The organism is Streptomyces sp. NPDC090108 (assembly GCF_044747185.1).
Lineage (GTDB): Bacteria > Actinomycetota > Actinomycetes > Streptomycetales > Streptomycetaceae > Streptomyces.
The window spans coordinates 431794-455117 of record NZ_JBIVDQ010000006.1 but is presented as its reverse complement, the minus strand read 5'-3'; the positions used below and the strand labels follow the sequence as shown (position 1 = coordinate 455117).

At 70.9% G+C, this 23324-nt stretch carries 24 protein-coding genes, 1 tRNA gene and 1 pseudogene; 16 read left to right on the top strand and 10 right to left on the bottom strand.

The annotated features are described in order from the left end of the window. The first annotated feature begins 313 nt into the window (after nt 1-313). Both ACIPRD_RS23655 and ACIPRD_RS23650 read left to right on the top strand, forming a co-directional pair. Nucleotides 314-1075 (top strand): phosphoglyceromutase, encoded by a 762-nt coding sequence (locus ACIPRD_RS23655; protein WP_401565694.1) that lies wholly within the window; start codon nt 314-316, stop codon nt 1073-1075. 394 nt (nt 1076-1469) lie between these two features. Then, nucleotides 1470-1577 (top strand): annotated as a pseudogene (locus ACIPRD_RS23650) (ATP-binding protein); the annotation flags it as partial. On the opposite strand, the gene ACIPRD_RS23645 reads toward ACIPRD_RS23650, so the two are convergent. Together ACIPRD_RS23645 and ACIPRD_RS23640 are read right to left on the bottom strand one after the other, a co-directional pair. Further along, complete coding sequence (locus ACIPRD_RS23645) at nt 1543-1737, bottom strand: hypothetical protein (protein ID WP_401565691.1); 195 nt, start codon at nt 1735-1737, stop codon at nt 1543-1545. The pseudogene ACIPRD_RS23650 and the gene ACIPRD_RS23645 overlap by 35 nt on opposite strands. A gap of 371 nt (nt 1738-2108) precedes the next feature. After that, a complete protein-coding gene (locus tag ACIPRD_RS23640; protein WP_401565688.1) occupies nt 2109-2288 on the bottom strand; it encodes a transposase in 180 nt (59 codons plus the stop codon). Nucleotides 2289-2487: 199 nt separating this feature from the next. Here ACIPRD_RS23640 and ACIPRD_RS23635 point away from each other — a divergent pair, with 199 nt between their 5' ends. After that, entirely contained in the window at nt 2488-2973 is a 486-nt protein-coding gene (locus tag ACIPRD_RS23635; protein ID WP_401565685.1) for a DUF4265 domain-containing protein, read from the top strand. 542 nt (nt 2974-3515) lie between these two features. Continuing rightward, nucleotides 3516-4199, top strand: coding sequence for a calcium-binding protein (locus ACIPRD_RS23630; protein WP_356404492.1), 684 nt, complete (start codon nt 3516-3518; stop codon nt 4197-4199). A gap of 78 nt (nt 4200-4277) precedes the next feature. Here ACIPRD_RS23630 and ACIPRD_RS23625 read toward each other — a convergent pair whose 3' ends face one another. Further along, a complete protein-coding gene (locus tag ACIPRD_RS23625) occupies nt 4278-4748 on the bottom strand; it encodes an SMI1/KNR4 family protein (protein WP_401565683.1) in 471 nt (156 codons plus the stop codon). 124 nt (nt 4749-4872) lie between these two features. Here ACIPRD_RS23625 and ACIPRD_RS23620 point away from each other — a divergent pair, with 124 nt between their 5' ends. Together ACIPRD_RS23620 and ACIPRD_RS23615 are read left to right on the top strand one after the other, a co-directional pair. After that, nucleotides 4873-5469 (top strand): hypothetical protein, encoded by a 597-nt coding sequence (locus ACIPRD_RS23620; RefSeq protein WP_401565680.1) that lies wholly within the window; start codon nt 4873-4875, stop codon nt 5467-5469. 75 nt (nt 5470-5544) lie between these two features. Next, nucleotides 5545-6399 carry a hypothetical protein gene (locus ACIPRD_RS23615; RefSeq protein WP_401565678.1) on the top strand — a complete coding sequence of 285 codons (855 nt, stop codon included), beginning with the start codon at nt 5545-5547 and terminating at the stop codon, nt 6397-6399. Between the two features lie 261 nt (nt 6400-6660). Here the strand turns inward: ACIPRD_RS23615 and ACIPRD_RS23610 are convergent, their stop codons facing one another. Both ACIPRD_RS23610 and phoU read right to left on the bottom strand, forming a co-directional pair. Continuing rightward, nucleotides 6661-6816 (bottom strand): hypothetical protein, encoded by a 156-nt coding sequence (locus tag ACIPRD_RS23610; protein ID WP_356404501.1) that lies wholly within the window; start codon nt 6814-6816, stop codon nt 6661-6663. A gap of 313 nt (nt 6817-7129) precedes the next feature. Further along, a complete protein-coding gene (gene phoU, locus ACIPRD_RS23605; protein WP_356404503.1) occupies nt 7130-7819 on the bottom strand; it encodes a phosphate signaling complex protein PhoU in 690 nt (229 codons plus the stop codon). A 233-nt stretch (nt 7820-8052) separates the two neighbouring features. On the opposite strand from phoU, the gene ACIPRD_RS23600 reads away from it, so the two are divergent. Together ACIPRD_RS23600 and ACIPRD_RS23595 are read left to right on the top strand one after the other, a co-directional pair. Beyond that, on the top strand, nt 8053-9300 hold the full coding sequence (locus ACIPRD_RS23600; protein WP_356404506.1) for an ATP-binding protein: 1248 nt from the start codon (nt 8053-8055) through the stop codon (nt 9298-9300). Further along, nucleotides 9297-9977, top strand: coding sequence for a response regulator transcription factor (locus ACIPRD_RS23595; RefSeq protein ID WP_046419660.1), 681 nt, complete (start codon nt 9297-9299; stop codon nt 9975-9977). The genes ACIPRD_RS23600 and ACIPRD_RS23595 overlap by 4 nt, the downstream gene beginning before the upstream one ends. Nucleotides 9978-10053: 76 nt before the next feature. Here ACIPRD_RS23595 and ACIPRD_RS23590 read toward each other — a convergent pair whose 3' ends face one another. Further along, nucleotides 10054-10740: a DUF461 domain-containing protein gene (locus ACIPRD_RS23590; protein ID WP_356404508.1), complete on the bottom strand. Its 687-nt coding sequence runs from the start codon at nt 10738-10740 to the stop codon at nt 10054-10056. 664 nt (nt 10741-11404) lie between these two features. Here ACIPRD_RS23590 and ACIPRD_RS23585 point away from each other — a divergent pair. The 7 genes from ACIPRD_RS23585 (at nt 11405) to ACIPRD_RS23555 (ending at nt 18388) form a co-directional block, all read left to right on the top strand. Then, entirely contained in the window at nt 11405-11887 is a 483-nt protein-coding gene (locus tag ACIPRD_RS23585; RefSeq protein WP_003953493.1) for a CarD family transcriptional regulator, read from the top strand. A gap of 407 nt (nt 11888-12294) precedes the next feature. Next, a complete protein-coding gene (gene ispD / locus ACIPRD_RS23580) occupies nt 12295-13059 on the top strand; it encodes a 2-C-methyl-D-erythritol 4-phosphate cytidylyltransferase (RefSeq protein ID WP_356404510.1) in 765 nt (254 codons plus the stop codon). Beyond that, the gene (gene ispF / locus ACIPRD_RS23575) at nt 13049-13543 is read left to right on the top strand and encodes a 2-C-methyl-D-erythritol 2,4-cyclodiphosphate synthase (RefSeq protein WP_401565673.1); all 495 of its coding nucleotides are present in this window, start codon (nt 13049-13051) and stop codon (nt 13541-13543) included. Before ispD ends, ispF begins: the two co-directional genes overlap by 11 nt. A gap of 52 nt (nt 13544-13595) precedes the next feature. Continuing rightward, nucleotides 13596-14000: a PPOX class F420-dependent oxidoreductase gene (locus tag ACIPRD_RS23570; protein ID WP_356404515.1), complete on the top strand. Its 405-nt coding sequence runs from the start codon at nt 13596-13598 to the stop codon at nt 13998-14000. A 103-nt stretch (nt 14001-14103) separates the two neighbouring features. Continuing rightward, nucleotides 14104-15507, top strand: a complete 1404-nt coding sequence (gene cysS, locus ACIPRD_RS23565; protein WP_356404517.1) for a cysteine--tRNA ligase — start codon at nt 14104-14106, stop codon at nt 15505-15507. Between the two features lie 86 nt (nt 15508-15593). Beyond that, nucleotides 15594-16535, top strand: coding sequence for a 23S rRNA (guanosine(2251)-2'-O)-methyltransferase RlmB (gene rlmB, locus ACIPRD_RS23560; RefSeq protein WP_356404519.1), 942 nt, complete (start codon nt 15594-15596; stop codon nt 16533-16535). Between the two features lie 128 nt (nt 16536-16663). Beyond that, the gene (locus tag ACIPRD_RS23555) at nt 16664-18388 is read left to right on the top strand and encodes a DoxX family protein (RefSeq protein WP_401565669.1); all 1725 of its coding nucleotides are present in this window, start codon (nt 16664-16666) and stop codon (nt 18386-18388) included. A 329-nt stretch (nt 18389-18717) separates the two neighbouring features. Here ACIPRD_RS23555 and ACIPRD_RS23550 read toward each other — a convergent pair whose 3' ends face one another. The 4 genes from ACIPRD_RS23550 to ACIPRD_RS23535 form a co-directional block, all read right to left on the bottom strand. After that, nucleotides 18718-19449, bottom strand: coding sequence for a nucleotidyltransferase family protein (locus ACIPRD_RS23550; protein WP_356404523.1), 732 nt, complete (start codon nt 19447-19449; stop codon nt 18718-18720). 85 nt (nt 19450-19534) lie between these two features. Continuing rightward, nucleotides 19535-19996, bottom strand: a complete 462-nt coding sequence (locus tag ACIPRD_RS23545; protein ID WP_356404525.1) for a hypothetical protein — start codon at nt 19994-19996, stop codon at nt 19535-19537. A 153-nt stretch (nt 19997-20149) separates the two neighbouring features. Continuing rightward, nucleotides 20150-21289, bottom strand: coding sequence for a sn-glycerol-3-phosphate ABC transporter ATP-binding protein UgpC (locus ACIPRD_RS23540; RefSeq protein WP_356404527.1), 1140 nt, complete (start codon nt 21287-21289; stop codon nt 20150-20152). Nucleotides 21290-21643: 354 nt separating this feature from the next. Next, on the bottom strand, nt 21644-23029 hold the full coding sequence (locus ACIPRD_RS23535; protein WP_401565665.1) for an RNA-guided endonuclease InsQ/TnpB family protein: 1386 nt from the start codon (nt 23027-23029) through the stop codon (nt 21644-21646). Nucleotides 23030-23222: 193 nt separating this feature from the next. Here ACIPRD_RS23535 and ACIPRD_RS23530 point away from each other — a divergent pair. Beyond that, nucleotides 23223-23298, top strand: a tRNA-Thr gene (locus ACIPRD_RS23530). Nucleotides 23299-23324: the final 26 nt, after the last annotated feature.

Genomic DNA, 23324 nt, shown 5'->3' with positions numbered 1-23324 from the left:
CCGGCCGGCGAGGCGGCCGTGACGGACGCGACAGATCCACCGGTCGGGAGGGCTGCACCGGGTGGTACGGAACCGGATGAACCGGAGCAATCTGCCGGATCTGCGGAATCAGCGGATTCGACGGGCATGGACGAAAGACCCCCCACGGGTGCGCGGCACCGTCGTCACACGGCGCCGAGTAAGTGGCTCAAGCGGCATGCGCAACTTACCTCTAGGGATCCGCGGGGGGCCACCGGATTAACGGACGCCGTCGGACGTCCGCCCCTCGGGCGCCCCGGACAGCGCGCCGAATGCGTCGATTACGCTCTCAGTCATGGCCGACGCACCGTACAAGCTGATCCTCCTCCGCCACGGCGAGAGCGAGTGGAACGCGAAGAACCTGTTCACCGGCTGGGTGGACGTCAACCTCAACGAGAAGGGCGAGAAGGAGGCGGTCCGCGGCGGTGAGCTGCTCAAGGACGCCGGCCTGCTGCCCGACGTGGTCCACACGTCGCTCCAGAAGCGCGCGATCCGCACGGCCCAGCTCTCCCTGGAGGCCGCGGACCGTCACTGGATCCCGGTCAACCGCAGCTGGCGCCTGAACGAGCGCCACTACGGCGCCCTGCAGGGCAAGAACAAGGCGGAGACGCTGGCCGAGTTCGGCGAGGAGCAGTTCATGCTCTGGCGCCGCTCGTACGACACCCCGCCGCCGGCGCTGCCCCGCGACGCCGAGTACTCCCAGTTCAACGACGCCCGCTACGCGGACCTCCCGCCGGAGCTGCGCCCGCAGACGGAGTGCCTGAAGGACGTCGTCGTCCGCATGCTCCCGTACTGGTACGACAGCATCGTCCCGGACCTCATCGACGGCAGGACCGTCCTGGTCGCCGCCCACGGCAACAGCCTGCGCGCGCTGGTCAAGCACCTGGACGGCATCTCGGACGAGGACATCGCGAGCCTCAACATCCCGACGGGCATCCCGCTCTACTACGAGCTCGACGCCGACTTCAAGCCGGTCACCCCGGGCGGCCAGTACCTCGACCCCGAGGCGGCCGCGGCAGCCATCGAAGCGGTCAAGAACCAGGGCAAGAAGAAGTAACACGACACCGGTAAGCCCCCGACCTGCGACTTTCTCGCGGGGCGGGGGCTTCTTGGTGGGGTTGGGCCGTCTCTGGGCCGTCAGGTGCGACGACGCCAGCGGCGGACCCGGGTGTCGAGGACGATCAACAGTGCCGCGGGGGCGGCGATCTCGACGGGGAGCGTTGGCCCAGGGGGCGAGTGCACCATCAGCTGTGCCTGTGAGCGTGAGCGGCAGATCCTGGCCGTCGTACCGCAGTGCGCGGTAGCACGCGCCCCCTGACGTTCGTCGTACGCCCGGAGCCACCCTTTAGGAGGTCCACCAAGGCGTAGGTCTCGATGGCCTCACTTACCAGCTCCTGGACCTCGAATCCGCCCCCTACGACCTTGCTCTGGCACGGCGTCCCGAACGTGTCTTAGTCGGCGCGATCGCCCACCGAGTCGTCGTCCACGACAGCGAGGCCGGCCACACCATCACCGCGGAGCTCTTCACCGACGTACGCCGAGGAGGGCACCCGTGCTGAAGGCGACGACCAGGCCCGGCTTCTGGTGCGAGTGCTGGACCCAACGGCTGGACGGACGACGCCCCCCGATGCTCTTCGGATCCTTCGACGCGTACTCGGCGGTCGAGGCGAACAACTGGGTGGCGACGATCCTGCGCACCATCTCACCCGCACTCGACACGGCTGCTTCGCAGAAAGCGTGGACGCGACTCCAGGACGACCGCATCGACACGAGACGAGCCCTCTTGCGCCGGGAGCCTAGGAGGGTGTCCATCACGCACGTCAGCACGCGCATCACGTGGACGGTTCGACCAGCGCTCTTCCTGCCGATGGCGCACCGTCGGATCAGGGAACTTCCCTCGTGCGCGTACGACTTCAAGCCTCACAGGCCCCGTGTGGCCGACTGAGTTACAACTTTCTCTACTGGTTCAAGGCGGCTCGCTCCGCTCCCCGCGCGCGGCCCGGCCCCCGGCCGGGCCTGCGCTCCTGCCTCCGTCCCGCTCCAGCCCGGCCGGCGCCCGGACCGCGCTCAGAGCAATCACCCGCCTGACGTCAGAGAAGGGGTGAGCCGTAGCTGGAGCGGTCGAGCCCAAAGGGGCGCATCCACTTCCACAACGTCATCGGATGGACCCCGAAGTCGGTGGCCACCTGCTCCACTGTCACGCCCGGGCCGCGGTTCCTCGCGACCCGCACGACGTCCTGACGGAACTCTTCGGGATAAGGCTTGGGCACAGCGACATCCTTCCCACCCGCCCCACAGGGCAAGCCAGTTCAGATGTCACCCGATCGTGCGGCAGACCCGTCGGCGCGCCCGCCGTCGTGGCTGGCTGTCGCCGGCTGAGGCGCAGACGAACCCATGTCCCCACTCTGAGCAGACGTCTCCGTTCACCCACCTACGTCAGGCGCGGCAGGACTGTGCATCCTGGGCACCATGACGAATCCCGCGGGCCCGTACGTGAAGGTGCACTTCCGGCTTGAGATCGAGGACGACTGGCCTCCGGCATCGGTGGAGAGCCTGTGGGCCGTCGACCAGGGCGATGGCACCGCGCGGCTCGACAACATCCCGTGGTTCGTTCGGGGCATCGCGTGCGGGGACGTCGTGGCTACCGAGCCAGACGAGGAGGGCGTGCGATGGGTCGGCGAGGTGGTTCGGCGTTCCGAGAACTGCACCATTCGCCTCATCGTGCTCCGTGACGGCGGCTCGGGGGCCGCACGGCAGAGCGTGCTCAATGCCTTTCACGAACTCGGCGTCTGCGGCGAGGGCATAGAACGGTTCCGCATGGTCGCCCTGGACGTCCCGCCCACCGCCGATCTCGCCAAGGTGCAGAAGCTGCTCAACCACGGTGTGGCCAAGGAGTGGTGGGACATGGAAGAAGGGTGCATCACCGCGCAATGGCGAGCCGCCTCCTCCGGCTGACGCCGTCCACGCGACCCATGGCTGGGCCGTCCCTGGGCCGTCCGAGGCCGCTCGACAGTGGCCAAGGACGACCAACGACGACCACCAAGCGCACGAGCCCACCGGCTCTGACCAGCAAGAACCCAGCTCACCAAGATCCCCGGCAAGACCCAGGGCAAGAAGAAGGAAACCCCACGTTTCAAGCCCCCTGCCTATGGATTCTCCGCCAGTGGAGGGCTTGTTGATGTCCTGGGGCTGGTGCTTGGTGGCCAGGTGCTTGGGCGGGGTGGGGCCGGTGTCGCGGCGACGGCGTGGGATGTCGGATGTGCCCGCGGTGAAGGCCGGTGTAGGGGACTTGCTCGGGTACCGGCATCCCCGCGCCGACCTGCCCGCGGTCGGCTTGCGGGTGGGCCTCTACACTCCGCACACCTGTTCAACATCCCGCCGTCGGTGATCGGGCGGTGGGCTTGCCCTGTGGGGGTTTCATGCGCAAGCTTGCCGTCGGCGTCCTGTTGCCGTGTGCCGTGGCGCTATCGGCTCTGACCGCTCCGGTTGCCCAGGCCGTGACCGGGAACGGAGATCTGAAGATCACGAAGGTGTCGTTCAACGGCGGCAAGTCCGTCGTGGTCGGCGCCACGGCGAAGAAGACCTTCATCCTGGCGATCACCGCCACGGACAGCTCCGGAATCCACGCGGCCTACTCCGACATCTGGAGCACGGCGACCGCCACCGGTTTCGGGTACCACGACAACCTCGGCTGTAAGGCCGTCAACGCCACCACCGCCACCTGCTCGATGAGTTACGTCATGGACCCGGGCCACTACGGGCTGGAGAACGCGCAGGCGGGGGCCTGGCAGGCGTACGTGGACATCAGCTCCAAGGACCACGACGTCGTCACGCGGAACTGGCCGGACAAGTTCTACGTCAAGCGCTACGCCGAGCTCACGACCGACGCGTCGCCCGAACCGGTGCGCAAGGGCGCGTCCCTGACCGTGACGGGCAAGCTCAGCCGTGCCAACTGGGACGACAACGCGAACCACGGGTACGCCGGCCAGTCGGTGAAGCTGCAGTTCCGTAAGGCGGGCACCAGCACCTACACCACGGTCAGGACCGTCACGACGAACGGCACCGGCAACCTGAGGACCGCCGTCACCGCTTCCGCCGACGGCTACTGGCGCTACGCCTTCGCGGGCACCACCACGACGGCCTCCGCCACCGCTGCCGGCGACTACGTCGACACCAAGTGATCGGCAGGTGATCGGCGGGCGCCGACCCGACGGCCACGGTCGGCGTCGGCCGGAACTCGGCCGGCCGGGACACCCGGTCTACGCAGTGGGCTCGCTCTCCAGCAGTGAATGCACCGTCAGGGTTCCTGCCAGCGCGCCGGCCAGCCATTCCGCGAGGGTGATCCCCTGAGGCCAGCGCTCGCCCTGGTGGGTGCACCACATGGCGCCCGCGGGGTCGCGGAAGTCGACCAGCGACCATATGGTGCATCCCCAGTCGTAGATCAGTACGACACCGGCCGGGATGTGGCCGGAGGGGTCGGGGCCGTCCTCGTACAGCTCGGCGATGTCCCTGAAGTTGCCCTGCGCCGCTCCGCCACGCACTCCCAGGATTCCTTCGGCCGGGCCGAATCCGCCGTTGGCGACCTCCAGGTACAGGCGCCGCAGAAGGGGAGGCACGGGGAATCCGATGGTCTTCTCCGCTGCGGCGACGGCCTCGGGTGTCGCGGGCGGTGGCCATGTCCCCGCTCGGGCCGCGGTCCGCAACGCCTCGACCATCTCGTCATCAGTCACCGGCCCAGGCTCTCAGCACGAAGCGGTCGGGGGAGAGGAACGTCCTTTGTCCATGTCGGTTCTTTATCCGGTTCGTGAGGACTTTCCCGATGCGGGGAGTGCGTTGGCGCGGGCGCGGGTGATCATGCGGGATCTGGCTGAGTGGAAGGGTGTGCCCTGGCCCCGGCTGGAGATGGTGACTACGGGCGAGCAGTATCTGCATGCTGTGCGCAACTTCGGTACGGCGCTGGTTTCCTGGGACTGGGACTTCCCCGGGTTCTGGGCCGTCCGGGACGAACTGCGGCGCCGTGGTGCTGTGTTCGACTGGGAGGAGAGGTCCTCTCTGTTCCTCGCGGAGATGCGGCTGCGCCCGGACTTGGCCGACTTGTGGCCGTTGCCCGAAGGCATGTCCCTGTCCCTGAACGGGACTTCGCCGTTCGGCGGGCCGGACAGCGAGCCCGAGGACGACTGCACCGAGGAGGAGCTGGACCGGATGGTCGCCGCGCTCGGGCCGCTGAACATGAACGCCACTTGGGACTGCGGCTGGCGGGGGCTGTCCGATTCCAAGGGCTGCGGCGTCGAGCTCTGCCTGAACAGCGTCTGGGTCAATCAGCACGCCGAGCCCGCGCCGGGTGAGTTCGGGGTCCTGGTCTCCCTCGGCTCCCGGGTCGCCTGGACCCCGGCCGGCCAGGCCTGGGTGCGTGACTTGGGACTGTCGCTGGGGGAACCCAGGATCGGCTAGTGGGTGCCGTCGGGACGGTCTGAACACGGGCCCCGCGCAATGTGGTTGTCCAGGGCACCTTGTTAGGGTGCGCGCGTGAGCGAAGCGCACAAGGGGACGGGTGACGAACTGTGGGACGAGTTCGTCAGGGAGCTGGAGAAAGGCGCCGGGGTTCACGAGCCGAGCGCCGCTGAACGTGCGGCCGCTGGTCCTCGGCCGCCCGGCCCGGCGCGCCAGCGGCGCCGAGGGGCCGTGGCGGTCGCCGTCGCGCTCGGCGTCGTGGCCGCCGTGGTCGGGGCCGGGCTGTGGATGGGCGGGTGGCATCGCGCGCCGGGCACCCCGCAGGCGGGCTCCTCGGCCAGGCCGACCGCCACCGCCACCACCGACGGGGCGGCGAAGGCGGCCAGCGGCCCGGCAGGTGAGACCGGGGGCCGGTCCGGCGAAGAGGCGTCCGCCGCGCTGCCCATGGTCAGCGCCGATCAGGCGTTCCCCGCCCACGTCGGCGGCTTCACCAGGGTCAAGAAGTCCGGCGGACCGAACTGCACCGGCTCGGGCATGGTCGGCCCCTCCCTGACCTCGCTGATCCGGCGGAGCAAGGGGTGCCGAGGGGTCGTCGGCGCCCTGTACAAGGACGCGGAGGGCAACCAGTACACGATGGTCGCGTTCGCGATGAGGGACCCGGGCGACACCGCTCACCTGGTCACCGCGCTGAGCGCACGCCCCACGGACTACGAGGTCGGCGTACTGCTCCCGCCCACCGGATCCGGGCTGCGTCCCCTGCCCGCGGACAGCGGACTGGTGCAGTCCTTCGCGGGGACCGGCAAGGTGCTGGTCGTCGGCCTGGCCCAGTGGTCGGACGGGCGCAGCAAGGACTTCGACGAGCTGAGCGGGAAGCTCCGGCCGCTGGTCACCGCGGTGACCGAGGCGGTCGGCCGCCACGACCACGGCTGAGCACGCGCCGACGCCGACGCCGGCTGTCTGGCCTCGCCTCTCGTGGCCGCCGCTTCCGCCGCTCCCGCTGGTGTCCGGCCTGGGGCGACCTGAATCGGCCTGGACCAACCTGGCTCGGCTCAGATCGTTCCGGCTCGGCTCGGCTCGGCTCGGGTCACTACAGGTTCGAGCCTGCCCGGCCCGCCTCAGTGCCGGCGGCCTGCCGGAACCCACGCCGAGGGGCCCCGGACAGCTCCGGGGCCCCTCGGCACGCGTACGCCGTCAGCCGCACTGGCACGGAGCGCCCGACTGGCACCCGCACCCGCAGCCCGAGCCGCAGCCGCACGCGGCCGCCAGCGGCAGGCTTCTGATCGGCGCGGGCTGCTCGGTCTGGCGTTCCTGGGTGGGGTCGGGCGTGGTGCTGGGGGATTCGGCCATGGGTCCCTCCTCGACACTGGGCGTGTGCCCTCGCCCATCTCATGCCCACTTATCCGGGCGCATCAACGGCGCACGGAGGCGCCCGCACTCCCGCGCCGGAGACCTTCGAGCCCCTCGTCCCGCCCCAGGCCCTCCGCCCTCCGGCGCAGCAGCCTCAGGACCGCCGCACCCGGCTCAGCCCCCGCAGAGCCTCGCCTCACCCCTCGTAGGACCGCCGTCCCCCCAGCTCAGCCCCACAGGGCCTCAGCCCTAGCAGAGCCTCAGCCCCCACAGGGCCTCAGCCCCGCAGAGCCTCACCCCCCGCAGGGCGGCCTCAGCCCCCCTCGACCCCCGTCACCGGCTGGATGTCCTGCTGGAGATCGTCCGCGTGCTCGCCGGTGACCAGGTAGACGACGCGCTTGGCGACGGCGACCGCGTGGTCGGCGTAGCGCTCGTAGTAGCGGCCGAGCAGCGTCACGTCGACGGCCGTCTCGATGCCGTGCTTCCAGCGCTCGTCGATGAGGTGCTGGAACAGGGTGCGGTGCAGCAGGTCCATCTCGTCGTCGTCCTGCTCCAGCTGGAGCGCGAGGTCGACGTCCTTGGTGATGATGACCTCGGCGGCCTTGGCCATCAGGCGCTGCGCGAGCTGGCCCATCTCCAGGATGGTGGCGTGCAGGTCCTGCGGGACCGCGCGCGCGGGGAAGCGCAGCCGGGTCAGCTTCGCGACGTGCTGGGCCAGGTCGCCGGAGCGCTCCAGGTCGGCCGACATGCGCAGCGAGGTGACGACGATGCGCAGGTCCGTCGCGACCGGCTGCTGGCGGGCCAGCAGGGCTATCGCGCGCGCCTCCAGGTCGTGCTGGAGTTCGTCGACCTTCTGGTCCGACTCGATCACGCTCTCGGCCAGCTTCAGGTCGGCGTCGAGGATGGCCGTCGTGGCTCGCCCGATCGCCGATCCGACGAGCCGGGCCATCTCCACCAGACCGTCGCCGATCGAGTCCAGTTCCTCGTGGTACGCGTCCCGCATCAGGGCTCCCTACTCATACGTGTGCTTCGGGGTTCCGGGGGCCGTGATCGCACGCGCCCCCTGGTGTGACCGGCGGTGCGAACCCCACGCTGCCACGTTCTGCCTCGTACGCGTCCGTTTCGGCCATCAGGAATGAACCGTCACTGGCCTCCAGGTGAACTCTGGGCGACGAGTGTTCGAGCTGAGACCGCCGTGGGTGTGGTCATGTCGTACGGCATGCCTAACCTGGTGACATGGACGTGAACGCGGCGGTCGCCGCAGCTGCAGCGATCGCCGGGGTGCTGACCGGCGTCATCGCCATGCTGGCGTTCCGCTGGAGCGAACGCGACCAGAAACGCCCCACCCGCACCTCTCTGCACACCGATCCCGTGCTGCCGCCCGGCGTGGACACCGTGCTCTCGGTGCTCCGCTCCTCGGCGGTGGTCCTCGACGAGGCCGACGCCGTGGTGAAGGCCAGCTCGGCCGCCTACGCCCTCGGGCTGGTCCGCGGCGGCAAGCTGTCCGTCGAGCCGATGCTGCAGATGGCCCGGGACACCCGGCGGGACGGCGAGATACGCCAGGTCGAGCTGGACCTGCCGCGGCGCGGCACCGGGCGCGGCGAGGCCCTGGCGGTCTCCGCGCGGGTGGCGCCGCTCGGTTCCCGGCTGGTCCTGCTGCTGGTCGAGGACCTGACCGAGGCCCGCCGGATCGAGGCGGTACGGCGTGACTTCGTGGCCAACGTGAGCCATGAGCTGAAGACCCCGGTCGGCGCGCTCTCCCTGCTCTCCGAGGCCGTGATGGACGCCTCCGACGACCCCGAGGCCGTCCAGCGCTTCGCCGGCCGGATGCAGATCGAGGCGACCCGGCTGACCAACCTGGTGCAGGAGCTCATCGACCTCTCCCGGGTGCAGAATGACGATCCGCTGGAGGACGCCGAGCCCGTCCGGGTGGACGAGCTGGTCGCCGAGGCCGTCGACCGCTGCCGGCACCAGGCCGGTACGAAGCAGATCACGATGGCCGCGGGCGGTACCGCCGACCTGCACGTCTGGGGCAACCGCGGCCAGCTCGCGGCCGCCCTCGGCAACCTGGTCGAGAACGCGGTCAACTACTCGCCCGCCCGCACCCGCGTGGGCATAGCCGCCCGCAGGATCGCGGCGCCGGGCGGCGACCTGATCGAGCTCGCCGTCACCGACCAGGGCATCGGCATCTCCGACAGGGACAAGGAGCGCATCTTCGAGCGCTTCTACCGCGTCGACCCGGCCCGCTCCCGGGCCACCGGCGGTACCGGTCTGGGTCTCGCCATCGTCAAGCACGTGGTCGCCTCGCACGGCGGGGAGGTCACGGTCTGGAGCGCCGAGGGCCAGGGCTCCACCTTCACCCTCAGACTGCCGGAGGCGGGCGCGGCCCGCGACCGCGCACAGCAGCACCCCGACCTCGACGACGAGGCGGGCGCAGAGCCATCCCCGTACGAACCGCTTCCCGCCCCGGAGGTCCTTCCGTGACCCGAGTGCTCGTCGTCGAGGACGAGGAGTCCTTCTCCGACGCCCTGTCGTACATGCTCCGCAAGGAGGGCTTCGAGGTCGCCGTGGCGGCGACCGGCCCCGACGGACTCGACGAGTTCGAGCGCAACGGCGCCGACCTCGTCCTCCTCGACCTGATGCTGCCGGGTCTGCCCGGTACGGAGGTGTGCCGTCAGCTCCGCGGCCGCTCCAACGTCCCCGTGATCATGGTGACGGCCAAGGACAGCGAGATCGACAAGGTCGTCGGCCTCGAAATAGGAGCCGACGACTACGTCACCAAGCCCTTCTCCTCACGCGAGCTGGTCGCCCGCATCCGGGCCGTCCTGCGCCGCCGGGGCGAGCCGGAGGAGGTCACCCCGGCCGCGCTGGAGGCGGGCCCGGTCCGCATGGACGTCGACCGCCACGTGGTCACGGTCGCCGGCGCCAAGGTCGACCTGCCGCTGAAGGAGTTCGACCTCCTGGAGATGCTCCTGCGCAACGCGGGCCGCGTCCTGACCCGCATGCAGCTGATCGACCGGGTCTGGGGCGCCGACTACGTCGGTGACACCAAGACCCTCGACGTCCACGTCAAGCGCCTCCGCGCCAAGATCGAGCCGGACCCGGGCGCCCCGCGCTACCTGGTCACGGTCCGCGGCCTGGGCTACAAGTTCGAGCCGTAGGCCGTTTCCGGCCCCGTACGCCGAAGGGCGGCGCCCCTTGTCAGGGGTGCCGCCCTTCGTGGCGTCGTACGACCGCTCAGTGGCCGGCGGCCGACTGCGAGGCCGAGTCGCTCGGGGTGGCGCCGGCGGGCGCCGTCTGCGAGGCGCTGGCCTTGCCGCCCGCGGCGGGCTTGCCGCTGCTGGAGGCGGTGGCACCCGCGGCCGCGGAGGCGGAGGAGGCGGGCGCCGAGGGGGTGGCCGGGGCGGACGGGATCTCGCTCGGGCCCCACGTGCTGAAGTAGCTCGTGGCCGGGACCACGAAGGCGCCCAGGCTCACCTGGCCGGTCTCGCTCAGCGTGAAGGTGATCTTCTGGACGTTGCCGTCCTTGACCGCGGCGCGGCCGCTGGCGAGCATCGCGGAGGCGTTGTCCTTGCCGCCGATGACCAGGGAACCGTGCGCCGGGACGGTCAGGCTCTGCCCCTTGGCGGGCTTCAGCGCGGCCTTCTCGCCGCCACCCGCGACGGCGACCGCCTGCAGGGTCTGGGCCTTGGCCCCGCTGTTGAAGAGCGTCGCGGAGATCGCGGCGGGGCCCGCAGACTTCAGGTCGGGCTGGGTGATGACCAGAGCGTTCTGGACCTTGATGGCGCCGACGCTGGTGGCCGCGTTGTCCGGCTTGATCTCCAGGGTCTGCGCGTTGTTGCCGGCCCCGCAGGCGGCGAGCGAGGCGATCGAGAAGGCGATGGTCGAGGCGGCGAAAGCGCCGCGTCGAAGGCTGCTGCTCACGGCGGCGGCAACTCCTTGAACGCACGGGCGGCTCACCTTGATAAAGCCGCCCTAAGTGTCTGTCAGCGGGCTTAGGCTACCGAGCCGCGCCCGCGCCGCCACACCCGACCCTCCCCTGACGCCGAGCTTCCCTCCGCGCGGGGGTACCGCGCCTTCCACGAGCGAGCCGGTGAGCCGCTCCGGGGGGACACTTGTCCGCCATTCGCATAACGCGCTTCCCGCACCACCGGCCGCGCCCCCGGAACACGCCGCGCAGATTTTCCGCGAAGGAATGTACGGCCACCTCGGATATTGATCAGTCACAGGATCATCAGAGGCATCATCCGCCCCATGAACCACTCCTGATCCGGGCCCTGTGATCAATTCCGGATTCGCCCCGCACCCGGCTCCAGGTACCGAACGGAGTAGCGGAAGTCGTACGCTTGGAAGGGGACAAAACGGGATGTTCATCCACTTGGAAGCGGTCCCCGAAGTGTGTAACGTACGCGTTTCTCCCTGCCCGCAGAGCCGCTCCGACCTGCGAATACCCGCTTCCGCGGGCCCCTCGCAGCACGTCCGCGTCTCTGTTGTCAAGCCCCGAGATATGCCCTGACCTGCGAAAACGCCATTCAGAAGACGCCGTATCCGTGTTACCCTTGATAGCCACGGAAGGGGTACCTGTCACATGACGTTCAAGGTTGGCGACACCGTGGTCTATCCCCATCACGGGGCCGCGCTGATCGAGGCCATCGAAACTCGCCAGATCAAAGGCGTGGACAAGACCTACTTGGTGCTGAAGGTCGCCCAGGGCGACCTGACGGTACGTGTGCCAGCGGACAATGCGGAGTTCGTCGGCGTGCGTGATGTGGTCGGTCAGGACGGGCTGGACCGGGTCTTCGAGGTGCTGCGCGCGCCGTATGCCGAGGAGCCCACGAACTGGTCGCGTCGCTACAAGGCAAACCTGGAGAAGCTCGCCTCCGGCGATGTCATCAAGGTCGCGGAAGTCGTCCGTGACCTGTGGCGTCGTGAGCGTGAGCGCGGACTCTCCGCCGGCGAGAAGCGCATGCTCGCCAAGGCACGCCAGATCCTGGTGAGCGAACTCGCTCTCGCGGAGAACACCAACGAGGACAAGGCCGAGGCCCTGCTCGACGAGGTTCTCGCCTCCTGACGCCCTGCAGGCAGCATCCCCTGCTTGCTGTGGAGCACGCTGAGCACAGCGCACTGCCGCGGTGCCCGATGACACTGATCCTGTCGCCGGGCGCTGCGGCATGTTCGTATCCGGTGATCCCCCGTTTCCGCGAAGCCCCCGCAGTCCTCCCCCGTCACCCCGGTCGCACGAGTGCTCCGGGGTGTTCCGGCAGTCGTCCCCGGCCCTTGCCCGCCGGGCCCGGCGCGTCGCGACGGCCGTCGCCACGCCTGCCGTACATCTCGGAGACGATCCCCCGATACTCGGTGTGCCGGGCCCGGGCGGAAGGCTCGACCGGTGTCACGGAAAGGGTCCGGTCAAGGCGTCGCGCCCGGCACTCCTCCAGGCCATACCCACCCAGGCCGAGCACACAAACCTGACAGGAACCGATGTCTGACGATTCGCGTCCTTCACCCGCCGAGGCCCGTGCCGACAGCCGTGTCGCCGCCGTCATCCCGGCCGCCGGCCGGGGCGTACGCCTCGGACCGGGCGCCCCCAAGGCGCTCCGCACGCTGAGCGGCACGCCGATGCTGATCCACGCGATCCGCGCCCTGGCGGCCTCCCGGCACGTCTCCCTGGTGATCGTCGTCGCCCCGCCGGACGGCGCCGCCGACGTCAAGTCCCTGCTCGACGCGCACGCGCTGCCCGAGAGGACCGACTTCCTCGTCGTCCCCGGCGGTGACAGCCGCCAGGAGTCGGTCCGGCTCGGCCTCGACGCGCTACCGCCCGAGTACGACGTCGTCCTGGTCCACGACGCGGCCCGCCCGCTCGTCCCGGTCGACACGGTCGACGCCGTCGTCGAGGCCGTACGCGCCGGCGCGCCGGCCGTGGTGCCCGCGCTCCCGCTCGCCGACACCGTCAAGGAGGTCGAGCCCGCGGCCGTGCCCGGCGAGCCCGAGCCGGTCCTGGCCACGCCCGAGCGGGCGCGGCTGCGCGCGGTGCAGACGCCCCAGGGCTTCGACCGGGAGACCCTCCTGCGCGCCCACGCCACCGTCACCGAGAACGTCACCGACGACGCGAGCATGGTCGAACAGCTGGGCCTGACGGTCGTCACCGTCCCCGGTCACGAGGAGGCCTTCAAGGTCACCCGTCCCCTCGACCTCGTCCTCGCCGAGGCGGTCCTGGCCCGCAGGAGGCTCAACGATGGCTTCTGAACCGATGCCGCTGCCCCAGGTCGGCATCGGCACCGACATCCACGCCTTCGAGGAGGGCCGCGAGCTGTGGTGCGCGGGCCTGAAGTGGGAGGGGGAGGGGCCCGGCCTGGCCGGGCACTCCGACGCCGACGTCGTCGCCCACGCCGCCTGCAACGCGCTCTTCTCCGCGGCCGGCCTCGGTGACCTCGGACAGCACTTCGGTACCGGGCGCCCCGAGTGGTCCGGCGCCTCCGGCATCACGCTGCTGACGGAGGCGGCCCGCATCGTCCGCGCGGCCGGGTTCACCGTCGGCAACGTCGCCGTCCAGGTGATCGGCCCCCGCCCCAAGATCGGCAAGCGCCGTGACGAGGCGCAGAAGATCCTCTCCGAGGCGGCCGGCGCGCCGGTGTCGGTGTCCGGCGCCACGACGGACGGGCTCGGCTTCCCCGGCCGCGACGAGGGGCTCATGGCCGTGGCCACGGCGCTCGTCGTGCGGGTGGGCTGAGGGCGTGCGAGGGTACCCGCAGAGTTCGACGCCGACCTCAGGAGGTACCCCCATGTCCGCCGCCCTGTCCGACCGGCTCAAGGCCCTGCTCGACAGCCCGGTCTTCATCGTCGTCGGCACCGTGCAGCCCGACGGCAGCCCGCAGATGTCCCCGGTGTGGGTGAAACGGGACGGCGACGAGATCCTCTTCTCCACGACGGTCGACCGCCGCAAGAAGAAGAACCTGGACGCCGACCCGCGCGTCACGGTCGTCGTCCTCGACCCCGCGATGCCCTACGAGTACGCCGAGATCCGCGGCACCGCCTCGATGACCACCGAAGGCGGCCAGGAGCTGATCGACGGACTGTCCCTGAAGTACACCGGCAAGAAGTACGCCGAGTTCAACCCGGCGTCGGTGGACGACGCCGAGCGGGTGGTCGTGCGGATCACGCCGCGCAAGGTGGTCGGCGCGCTCTGAGCCGCCGCCCCCGGCGGTGGCCGGGACGGCCCGCCGCGACAGCGCCGGACCGCTCTCGACGGTAGGGCGCATGGCACTGCCATGCGCCCACTACCCTGGTGTCGTGACTATTCGCCTGTACGACACCAACGCCCGGCAGATCCGCGACTTCACCCCGGCCGAGCCGGGCTGTGTCTCGATCTACCTGTGTGGTGCCACCGTGCAGAGCGCACCGCACATCGGGCACATCCGCTCGGGCCTGAACTTCGACATCATGCGCCGCTGGTTCGCCTACCGCGGCTACGACGTGACGTTCATCCGCAACGTCACCGACATCGACGACAAGATCATCGCCAAGGCCCACGAGCAGAACCGCCCCTGGTGGTCGATCGGCTACGAGAACGAGCGCGCCTTCAACGACGGCTACACCGCTCTCGGCTGCCTCCCGCCGACCTACGAGCCCCGCGCGACCGGCCACATCACCGAGATGATCGAGATGATGCAGGGCCTCATCGAGCGCGGCCACGCCTACGCCGCCGACGGCAACGTCTACTTCGACGTGCGGTCCTTCCCCGGCTACCTGGAGCTGTCCCGGCAGGAGCTGGACAACCTGCTCCAGCCGTCCGGCGACGGCGAGACCGGCAAGCGGGACCCGCGCGACTTCGCCATGTGGAAGGCCGTCAAGCCCGGCGAGCCGAGCTGGCCCACGCCCTGGGGCCCCGGCCGCCCCGGCTGGCACCTGGAGTGCTCGGCCATGGCGCACAAGTACCTCGGCCAGGTCTTCGACATCCACGGCGGCGGCCTGGACCTGATCTTCCCGCACCACGAGAACGAGATCGCCCAGGCCAAGGCCTTCGGCGACACGTTCGCGCGGTACTGGGTGCACAACGCCTGGGTCACCATGGCCGGCGACAAGATGTCCAAGTCGCTGGGCAACAGCGTCCTGGTCTCCGAGATGGTCAAGCAGTGGCGCCCGATCGTCCTGCGCTACTACCTCGGCACCCCGCACTACCGCTCGATGATCGAGTACAGCGAGGAGGCGCTGCGCGAGGCCGACGCCGCGTTCACGCGGATCGAGGGCTTCGTCCAGCGCGTGACGGAGATGGCCGGCCGCACCGTCGAGCCGGCCGCCGAGGTCCCGCTCGCCTTCGCCGAGGTCATGGACGACGACCTGGGCGTCCCGCAGGCCCTCGCCGTCGTGCACACCACCGTCCGCCAGGGCAACAGCGCGCTCGCCGCCGACGACAAGGACGCCGCCGTGGCGCGCCTGGCCGAGGTGCGGGCGATGCTCGGTGTCCTCGGTCTCGACCCGCTCGACCCCCACTGGTCCGGCGACGGCGCCGACCGGGGCGAGGACCTCCACGAGGTGGTCGACCACCTCGTGCGTCTCGTCCTCGACCAGCGCGAGTCGGCCCGCTCCCGCAAGGACTGGGCCACCGCCGACGCCATCCGCGACCAGCTCAAGGAGTCCGGACTCGTGATCGAGGACAGCCCCCAGGGCACGCGCTGGAGCCTCGGCCAGCGCTAGCCCGAATCAAGATCGACTGTGCCGCCCGGCTCTCCGGGCGGCACACTGCATACATACGTACGAACGCTCAGAGGGACGGGTATCTCATGGCCGCGAACAACCGCCGCATGTCCGGTAAGAAGGGTGCGCAGGTCGGAAGCGGCGGCCAGCGACGCCGCGGCCTGGAGGGCAAGGGTCCGACCCCGCCCGCCGAGATGCGCAAGGGCCACGCCAAGCAGCGCGCCGCAGCCGCCAAGGTCCGCCGCGCCCAGGGCCGCACGCCGCAGCGCAAGGGCGGCGGCCGCTCGACCTCCGAGCTGGTCGTCGGCCGCAACCCGGTGGTCGAGGCGCTGCGCGAGGGCGTCCCCGCCTCGACGCTGTACGTCCAGCAGTTCATCGACAACGACGAGCGGGTCCGCGAGGCCCTTCAGCTCGTCGCCGAGCGCGGCGGCATCAACCTCATGGAGGCGCCGCGCCCCGAGCTGGACCGCATGACCAACGGGCTCAACCACCAGGGCCTGGTCCTCCAGGTCCCGCCGTACGAGTACGCCCACCCCGAGGACCTCGCGGGCGAGGCCTACGACAAGCACGAGGACCCGCTGATCGTCGCCCTCGACGGCGTCACCGACCCGCGCAACCTCGGCGCCGTCGTCCGCTCCGCCTCCGCCTTCGGCGGCCACGGCGTGGTCGTGCCCGAGCGGCGCGCGGCCGGCATGACCGCCGGTGCCTGGAAGACCTCCGCGGGCGCGGCCGCCCGTATCCCGGTCGCCCGTGCCACCAACCTGACGCGGGCCCTGGAGGGCTACAAGAAGGCCGGCATCACGGTCGTCGGCCTGGCCGCCGACGGCGAGGCCGAGATCGGCGACCTCGAGGCCCTCGGCGGCCCCGTCGTCATCGTGGTCGGCAGCGAGGGCAAGGGCCTGTCCCGCCTGGTCAGCGAGACCTGCGACTACCGGGTCCGGATCCCGATGCCGGGTGGCACCGAGTCGCTCAACGCCGGTGTCGCCGCGGGCATCGTGCTCTACGAGGCGGCACGCCGCCGCTCCTGAACACCCGTCCGTAACCTCACCCGTACGGGGTAATTCCGGGGCTCGTCCGGCCGTCCGGACCGCTTTGACGCGGTCCGGACACATCCGGCCGGGCGAGGCAGTGTCCAAACACCATGTCACTCGGTTAGATGAGTGTGGACACCAGAACACCCCGCACACCCACGGGGGACCGCTCGTCGGGATTCGACGACGCTCCCGCGCTGAGCATGGTGAAGGTGCCGAGCGATCCGGCGCAGGTCATCGTCAATCACGCCAGCTTCCGCGTGCAGCTGGGCGCGACGGCCAAGCGCGGTCAATCCCCGAGGATCGCCCGGCACCTGAGCGCCACCCAGGACCCGTCCCGCACGCCGGCCGCCGCCGCAGCGGCCCGGACCGGAGCCGCCGCCGGCCGCCGCCGGCCCGTCGTCTGGAGCGGCAGGTCCGCCCCGGACGACACCGGTGCGCACCGGCTGCTCCAGGCCGTGCGGGCCGGTGTCCGCCACGCCGACGAACCCACCGCCGAGGCGGGCGCCACCCAGGTCATCCCGCGGGTCGGCACCGCCTACGACGGCCCCGGCCACGCCGGTGCCGGATACGCCGACCCCGGGTACGCCGACACCTACGACCAGCTCGACCAGACCGTCGAGACCCCGGTCGTGGGCCACCAGCGCACCGGCCCCGACGGAGGCACCCGCCTCCTTCCCCACATGCGCACGGTCGGCAGCGCCTACGACGAACCGCCTTACGACGACGAAGAGTTCGACAGCTACGAGGAGACCTCCCCGGTCCGCGGCGACCGTTCCGGCCGACGGGGCGACGACCCGGCCCGGCACGCCTACTACCCCGGCCGCCGCCTGAACCTCGGCGTCGTCCTGCTGCCCCTGCGCATCTTCCTCGGCTTCATCTCCATCTACGCCGGCATGGGCAAACTCTGCGACCCCGTCTACTTCGACGGCGGCGAGCGCGGCTCCATGGTCAAGTGGCTCAACACGCTCCACCCGTGGGAAGTCGCCGAGCCCCTGCGCCAGTTCGCCCTGCACCACCCCATCGGATCCGGGCTGGTGCTCGCGTTCCTCCAGGTCGTCGTCGGCGTCCTGACCATCCTCGGCTGCTGGCAGCGCGTCGCCGCCGCCGTCGGGGCCCTGCTCTCCGCGGCCCTGATCGTCACCGTCAGCTGGAAGACCGTCCCCGCCTACGACGCGCCCGACATCATCTACCTCGCCGCGTGGTCCCCGCTGGTCATCGCCGGCGCGCCCGTCTACTCCGTCGACGGCCGCCTCGCGGGCAGTGCCTGGCGCACCCTCGGCCCCCGCGCCCACATCTGGGACCTGCGCCGGTACGTCCTGCGCCGCGGCGCCCTCATCACCGCCGTCACCATCGGCCTCACGCTCCTCGTGGGCTCCCTGCTCGGCGGCGCCGTGCGCGACTCCAGCCGCGTCGTCGTCCCCGGACCCGGTGAGGCCCCCCGCAACAACCTGCCCGGCTCCCCGCTCCCGCAGGACCCGGCCCGCAGGCACCAGCAGCGGACCCCGTCCGCCCCGAGCTCGCCCACCGGCGGCGCCACCGCGGGCACCAGCCCCACCGGGGCGGCCACGACCCCGGGCGCCGCGCACAGCGCCGGCGGCACCACCACCACGCCCCCCAGCCAGACCCAGGGCGCCACCGGCCAGGTGCCGCCCCGTCAGTCCGCCCCCGCCGGCGGTGCCCCCAGCACCACCGCGGGTCCGACCGGCACCGGAACCGGCGCCGGTCCGGCCGGCGGCGCCCCCAGCTCCACCGGCGGCAGCAGCACCGGCACCGGTGGCACCGGTGGCACCGGCGGCTCCTCCACGGGCCGGCCGGGCCTGGTGGGCGGCCTGCTCGGCGGCGGCTGAGCACACGGAACGCGGCGCCTCGCCGCGCGGGACGACACGAAGGGCCCCGTACCGGGAAAGGTACGGGGCCCTTCGGGCGCGCGGGGCGGGGGCGTCGGTGCCGTGTCGCGGGCGGGGCGGCGGCCCAGGTGCGGCGGCCCGGCCGGTCAGGCCGGCGGTACGCAGGCCCGGTCGGCGGTGTGTCGGTGATGCCCCTTGGGCCGACCCGGTCGGCGGTGTGCCGGTCATGCCTGCGGTGGGGCTGCCCGGTCGGCGGTGTGCCGGTCCGGTCGGCGGGTCGGCGTGCACGCGGGTGGTGGGCCGGTCCGTCCAGCGGGCCGGCGGCGCGGTCAGCGGCCCAGGGTGGCCAGTTCCCTGGCCGCCTCCGTCAGGTCCTTGGCCGTGTCGATGGCCCGCCAGTAGGCCCCCTGCGGAATGGGGAACCCGGCCAGCTTCCGCTCCCGGGCGAGCCGCGGGAACGTCGTCCGCTCGTGGTCGCCCCGCTCCGGCAGCAGCGTGGTGAACTCGGGCGAGAACACGTACACGCCCGCGTTGATCTCGAACGGGGACGGGGGCGCCTCGATGAAGTCCGTGATGTGCCCGAACCCGTCGGTCTGCACCGCACCCCAGGGCAGCCGGGGCCGGGCCAGGGCGAGGGTCGCGACGGCGTCCCGCTCGGTGTGGAAGTCCGCCATGTCCCGCAGGGAGAAGCGGGTCCAGATGTCGCCGTTGGTGGCGTACCAGGGGCGGTCCGGGCGCGGCAGATGCGCGGCGGCGTACTTGAGGCCGCCGCCGCGGCCGAGGGGCTCCGGCTCCACGACGGTGGTGACGGACACGGGCAGGTCGGCCGAGTCCAGCCACTTCTGCAGGACGTCGGCGAGGTGGCCGCAGGAGACCACCACGTCCGTCACGCCCTCCTCGGCCAGCCAGGTCAGCTGGTGGCCGATGATGGGAGTTCCCGTGCCGGGGATCTCGACCATCGGCTTGGGCCGGTCGTCGGTGTACGGGCGCAGCCGTGAACCCTGGCCACCGGCCAGGATGACGGCTTGAGTGGGGCGCGACGCGGCGCTCGGATGGGTCATGGTCCGAACTGTACGTGGCGCCCCGGCCGGCGTTCCGGCCGCGACAGGCTCCGCCCGGGAGCCGGCACCGGCTTTCCCGCCGGGCTCAGCCGCGTGCGGCCAGCACCCCGGTGGCGAAGGACGTGTCGCAGACCGGGCGGGCGTACGCCTGCGCGCGCGAGGCGCCGTAGATGCGCACCGCGGCACGGCCCAGGGCACGGGCGATGGACGTGCAGTGCCGGGCGAGCGAGGGGCGTCCGTTCACGGCCTGCTGGAGGTGGGTCAGGACCACCGCCGGGCTCTTGTCCTGGAGCTCGGACATCAGCCGGTCGCGCAGGACGTCCTGCGGGGCGTGGGGGGCCGTCCTGGACGGCACCTCCGCCGAGGACACGTCCGAGGCGGTGAGCACCGAGCTGGCGGGGCTCCCCGTCCAGTTGACCCGGGTGACCGCGAGGGTTCCGGAGAGCACCAGGACGACGGGCAGGACGAGGGCGAGAGTGCGGCCGATCCGGCGGGCAGGGCCGCCCCGGTGGCCGCTTCGCGTCTGAGGGATGTGGGAGTGCTTCACGCGTGTGAGGGTAGCGCCCGGTAATGATTTGGCGACATTTAGTCACCCTAATGGGGGATGAAGCGGCGCCTCTTTCTGGGTAAGGGGTTGACCGGACGGCCGACGGGGCCCCGCGGCGATCGGCCGCGAGGCCCCGTCGGGGTTGTGCTCCGCTCAGTCGGAGAGCCGCTCGCCCGTGGAGGTCGCGAACACGTGGATCTCACCCGGCCGCGGTACGACGTGCAGGGTGGCGCCCTTCTCCGGCACCTGACGGCCGTTCACACGCACGACCAGGTCCTTGAGCTCGCCGCCGACCTCGGCGCTGCCGTACACGTACCCGTCGGCGCCCAGCTCCTCGACGACGTTCACGGAGACGGCCAGACCGGCCGGGGCGTCCGCGCTGTCCTTGGTCAGCGACTTGGCGGCGGCACCGCCGCCCAGCTCGACCACGTCGAAGTGCTCGGGGCGCACGCCCACGGTCACCGTGGTGTCGCCGCGGTCGGCGGCGGCGCTCAGCGCGTCCCGGCCGACCGGCACCACGCTGTTGCCGAACTTCACGCCGCCGTCGGTGATCGGGACCTCGACCAGGTTCATGGCCGGGGAGCCGATGAAGCCCGCCACGAAGAGGTTCGCCGGCTTGTCGTACATGTTGCGCGGCGAGTCGACCTGCTGGAGCAGACCGTCCTTGAGCACGGCCACCCGGTCGCCCATGGTCATGGCCTCGACCTGGTCGTGGGTGACGTACACGGTGGTGATGCCGAGCCGGCGCTGGAGCGAGGCGATCTGCGTACGCGTCGACACGCGCAGCTTGGCGTCCAGGTTGGACAGCGGCTCGTCCATGAGGAACACCTGCGGCTCGCGCACGATCGCGCGGCCCATGGCGACACGCTGGCGCTGACCGCCGGAGAGCGCCTTCGGCTTGCGGTCCAGGTACTCGGTGAGGTCGAGGATCCTCGCGGCCTCCTCGACCTTCTGCCGGATCACCGCCTTGCTGACGCCGGCGATCTTCAGGGCGAAGCCCATGTTGTCCGCGACGGTCATGTGCGGGTAGAGCGCGTAGTTCTGGAACACCATCGCGATGTCCCGGTCCTTGGGCGGCAGATGGGTGACATCACGGTCACCGATCCGGATGGCGCCGCCGTTGACGTCCTCGAGCCCCGCGAGCATCCGCAGCGAGGTGGACTTGCCGCAGCCCGACGGTCCGACCAGGACGAGGAACTCGCCGTCCTCGATCTCGATGTCGAGCCCGTCGACGGCGGGCTTGGTGGAGCCCGGGTAGACCCGGGTCGCCTTGTCGAACGTGACAGTGGCCATGCTGAACGGCCCCCTTCTACCGGCAGGAACGTGCCGGACGATCCGTTGCAGGAAGGTGGTTGGTGCGGCCCGAACGGGTGGACCGGGTCAGGACGGTACCCGGGAGCCACCAGGTCTGTCAGCAGGTGGAAGGCTGCGAGTTGCGGGGAAATTCCCGGCGGGACGGAGAGCCGCTCTGCCGGCCTCGCTCCCGGGGGAGGCCGAGCAACGCTCTTTTGGCCTTGCTCCACGGCTTCCTGCTTCTTCACCCACCGCCGTTCACGCCCACCCCTGAGGGGTGAGCCCGAACGGTCTGACACGGGCTCCACAGGCACCCGGCCGACGGCCCGTCGGTCCGTACAGCACCGACCGCTGCTACGCGGCCGGCAGACACTCCTCCAGCAGCTCGGACGCTCTGATCTCCGTGGGTGCCGTCCTGCCCGGTGGCAGTCCGGCAGCCACCAGCCAGTACAGCCGCATGCCCTCGTCCCGCAGGTTCACGGCAGCGTTCACGTCCCGGTCGTGCGCCACCGCGCACTCGGGACACGTCCACTCCCGCACGGAGACGTCCATTTTCGGTCCTGCGGAGTGACAGGCCGAGCACCGCCGAGTCGATGGGAAGAAACGGTCGACGATCACCAGGGTCCGCCCGTACCACTCGCACTTGTACCGCAGCTGTCGTAACAGCTCACCCCAGGAGGCGTCCTGGATCGACCGGTTCAGCCCCGCCTTCCGGCGTCTCCCCCTGCCAGGTGCCGCACGCAGCAGGGTCATGACGGACAGGTCCTCCACCACGAGCACTTGGTTCTCGCGCACGAGGCGGGTGGTGAGCTTGTCCAACAGGTCCTTGCGCACGTCATGGATCAGCGCGTGGAGGCGGGCGATCCGCTGCCTGGTCCTCCCCCGGTTCTTCGAACCCTTCACCCTTCTGTGCAGCTCCCGCTGCAATCCCGCCAGCTTCTCCGCGTACCGCTTCAGCAGGCGCGGATGATCGACCTTCGTCCCGTCGTCCAGAGTCGCGAGCGAGGCCAGCCCCAGGTCCACTCCCACCGCCCTGGGAGTCCGCGAACCCGGTACGAAGACCTCGGGCAGCGGAGCTGTTCGCTCCGCCACCAGGGTGGACACGAAGAAGCGCCCCGCCCGGTCCCGTGTCACCGACAGCCGGACCGGCACCGTCCCGGCAGGCAACGCGCGCGACCAACGGATGTCCAGCGGCTGCGACTGTTTGGCCAACGTGACCAGACCCGTGCCGGGCCGCGTCGGATCCTCGGCCCACCGGAAGCCCGTCCGCACGTAGACCGCCGCATCGCGCGACCGCCCCCTCTTCTTCCGCTGAGGATGTTTCGCCGCCCCCTCGAAGAACCGCCGGTACGCCTGATCGAGATTGCGCAACGACTGCTGAAGAACGGTCGAGGACACCTCCCTGAGCCACGCCCGTTCCTCGGCCTGCTTCCAGCCCGTCAGCGCCCGGCAGGTCTCCGCGAAACCCACGCTCACCCTGTGCTGGTCCCAAGCCGTCCGCCGCAGGGTCAGTCCCTCGTTGTAGACCCAACGGCACGCCCCGAAGGTCCTGTGCAGCTGTTCCGCCTGCTCCTCCGTGGGATAGAAGCGGAAGCGGTACAGGCGGTGACGCATGTCCGGCTCCTTGGCATGCGCCTTCAGCGGATCCGCCCTGCGGGTGTGGTGCTTTCGTCGGTCGCCGATGCCGAGGGCCTCCCGCTTGATGCGCCCGGCCTCTTCGCCCGTCACCGCCTTCGGCATCCTCGCCGACTCCCCCATGGACCCCTCCCGACGATCCGATCTTCGGAACAGCACGTCAGACCGATCAACGAACGGATGCGCGGAAGGTCACGCGCAGTGCTGGGATCGCAGCGGCGCTCACGTCGTGGCTTTGGGAAACGGGCTCTGTGTACAGTGGTGCCCCCCTTCGCGTACGGCGTTACCGTCGCGCGATGCCGCCTTAGCTCAGTTGGTAGAGCACCGGCTTTGTAACCCGAAGGTCGTCGGTTCGATTCCGACAGGCGGCTCCATGGATCAGGGCCACGCGCAGTTCTCT

What these genes read in the sequence shown, in the direction of transcription:
- ACIPRD_RS23655 (WP_401565694.1), top strand. Translation starts at nt 314, where the DNA reads ATGGCCGACGCACCGTACAAGCTGATCCTCCTCCGCCACGGCGAGAGC.
- ACIPRD_RS23635 (WP_401565685.1), top strand. Translation starts at nt 2,488, where the DNA reads ATGACGAATCCCGCGGGCCCGTACGTGAAGGTGCACTTCCGGCTTGAG.
- ACIPRD_RS23620 (WP_401565680.1), top strand. Translation starts at nt 4,873, where the DNA reads ATGCGGGATCTGGCTGAGTGGAAGGGTGTGCCCTGGCCCCGGCTGGAG.
- ACIPRD_RS23610 (WP_356404501.1), bottom strand. Translation starts at nt 6,816, where the DNA reads ATGGCCGAATCCCCCAGCACCACGCCCGACCCCACCCAGGAACGCCAG.
- phoU (WP_356404503.1), bottom strand. Translation starts at nt 7,819, where the DNA reads ATGCGGGACGCGTACCACGAGGAACTGGACTCGATCGGCGACGGTCTG.
- ACIPRD_RS23600 (WP_356404506.1), top strand. Translation starts at nt 8,053, where the DNA reads ATGGACGTGAACGCGGCGGTCGCCGCAGCTGCAGCGATCGCCGGGGTG.
- ACIPRD_RS23585 (WP_003953493.1), top strand. Translation starts at nt 11,405, where the DNA reads ATGACGTTCAAGGTTGGCGACACCGTGGTCTATCCCCATCACGGGGCC.
- ispD (WP_356404510.1), top strand. Translation starts at nt 12,295, where the DNA reads ATGTCTGACGATTCGCGTCCTTCACCCGCCGAGGCCCGTGCCGACAGC.
- ispF (WP_401565673.1), top strand. Translation starts at nt 13,049, where the DNA reads ATGGCTTCTGAACCGATGCCGCTGCCCCAGGTCGGCATCGGCACCGAC.
- ACIPRD_RS23570 (WP_356404515.1), top strand. Translation starts at nt 13,596, where the DNA reads ATGTCCGCCGCCCTGTCCGACCGGCTCAAGGCCCTGCTCGACAGCCCG.
- rlmB (WP_356404519.1), top strand. Translation starts at nt 15,594, where the DNA reads ATGGCCGCGAACAACCGCCGCATGTCCGGTAAGAAGGGTGCGCAGGTC.
- ACIPRD_RS23555 (WP_401565669.1), top strand. Translation starts at nt 16,664, where the DNA reads ATGAGTGTGGACACCAGAACACCCCGCACACCCACGGGGGACCGCTCG.
- ACIPRD_RS23550 (WP_356404523.1), bottom strand. Translation starts at nt 19,449, where the DNA reads ATGACCCATCCGAGCGCCGCGTCGCGCCCCACTCAAGCCGTCATCCTG.
- ACIPRD_RS23540 (WP_356404527.1), bottom strand. Translation starts at nt 21,289, where the DNA reads ATGGCCACTGTCACGTTCGACAAGGCGACCCGGGTCTACCCGGGCTCC.
- ACIPRD_RS23535 (WP_401565665.1), bottom strand. Translation starts at nt 23,029, where the DNA reads ATGCCGAAGGCGGTGACGGGCGAAGAGGCCGGGCGCATCAAGCGGGAG.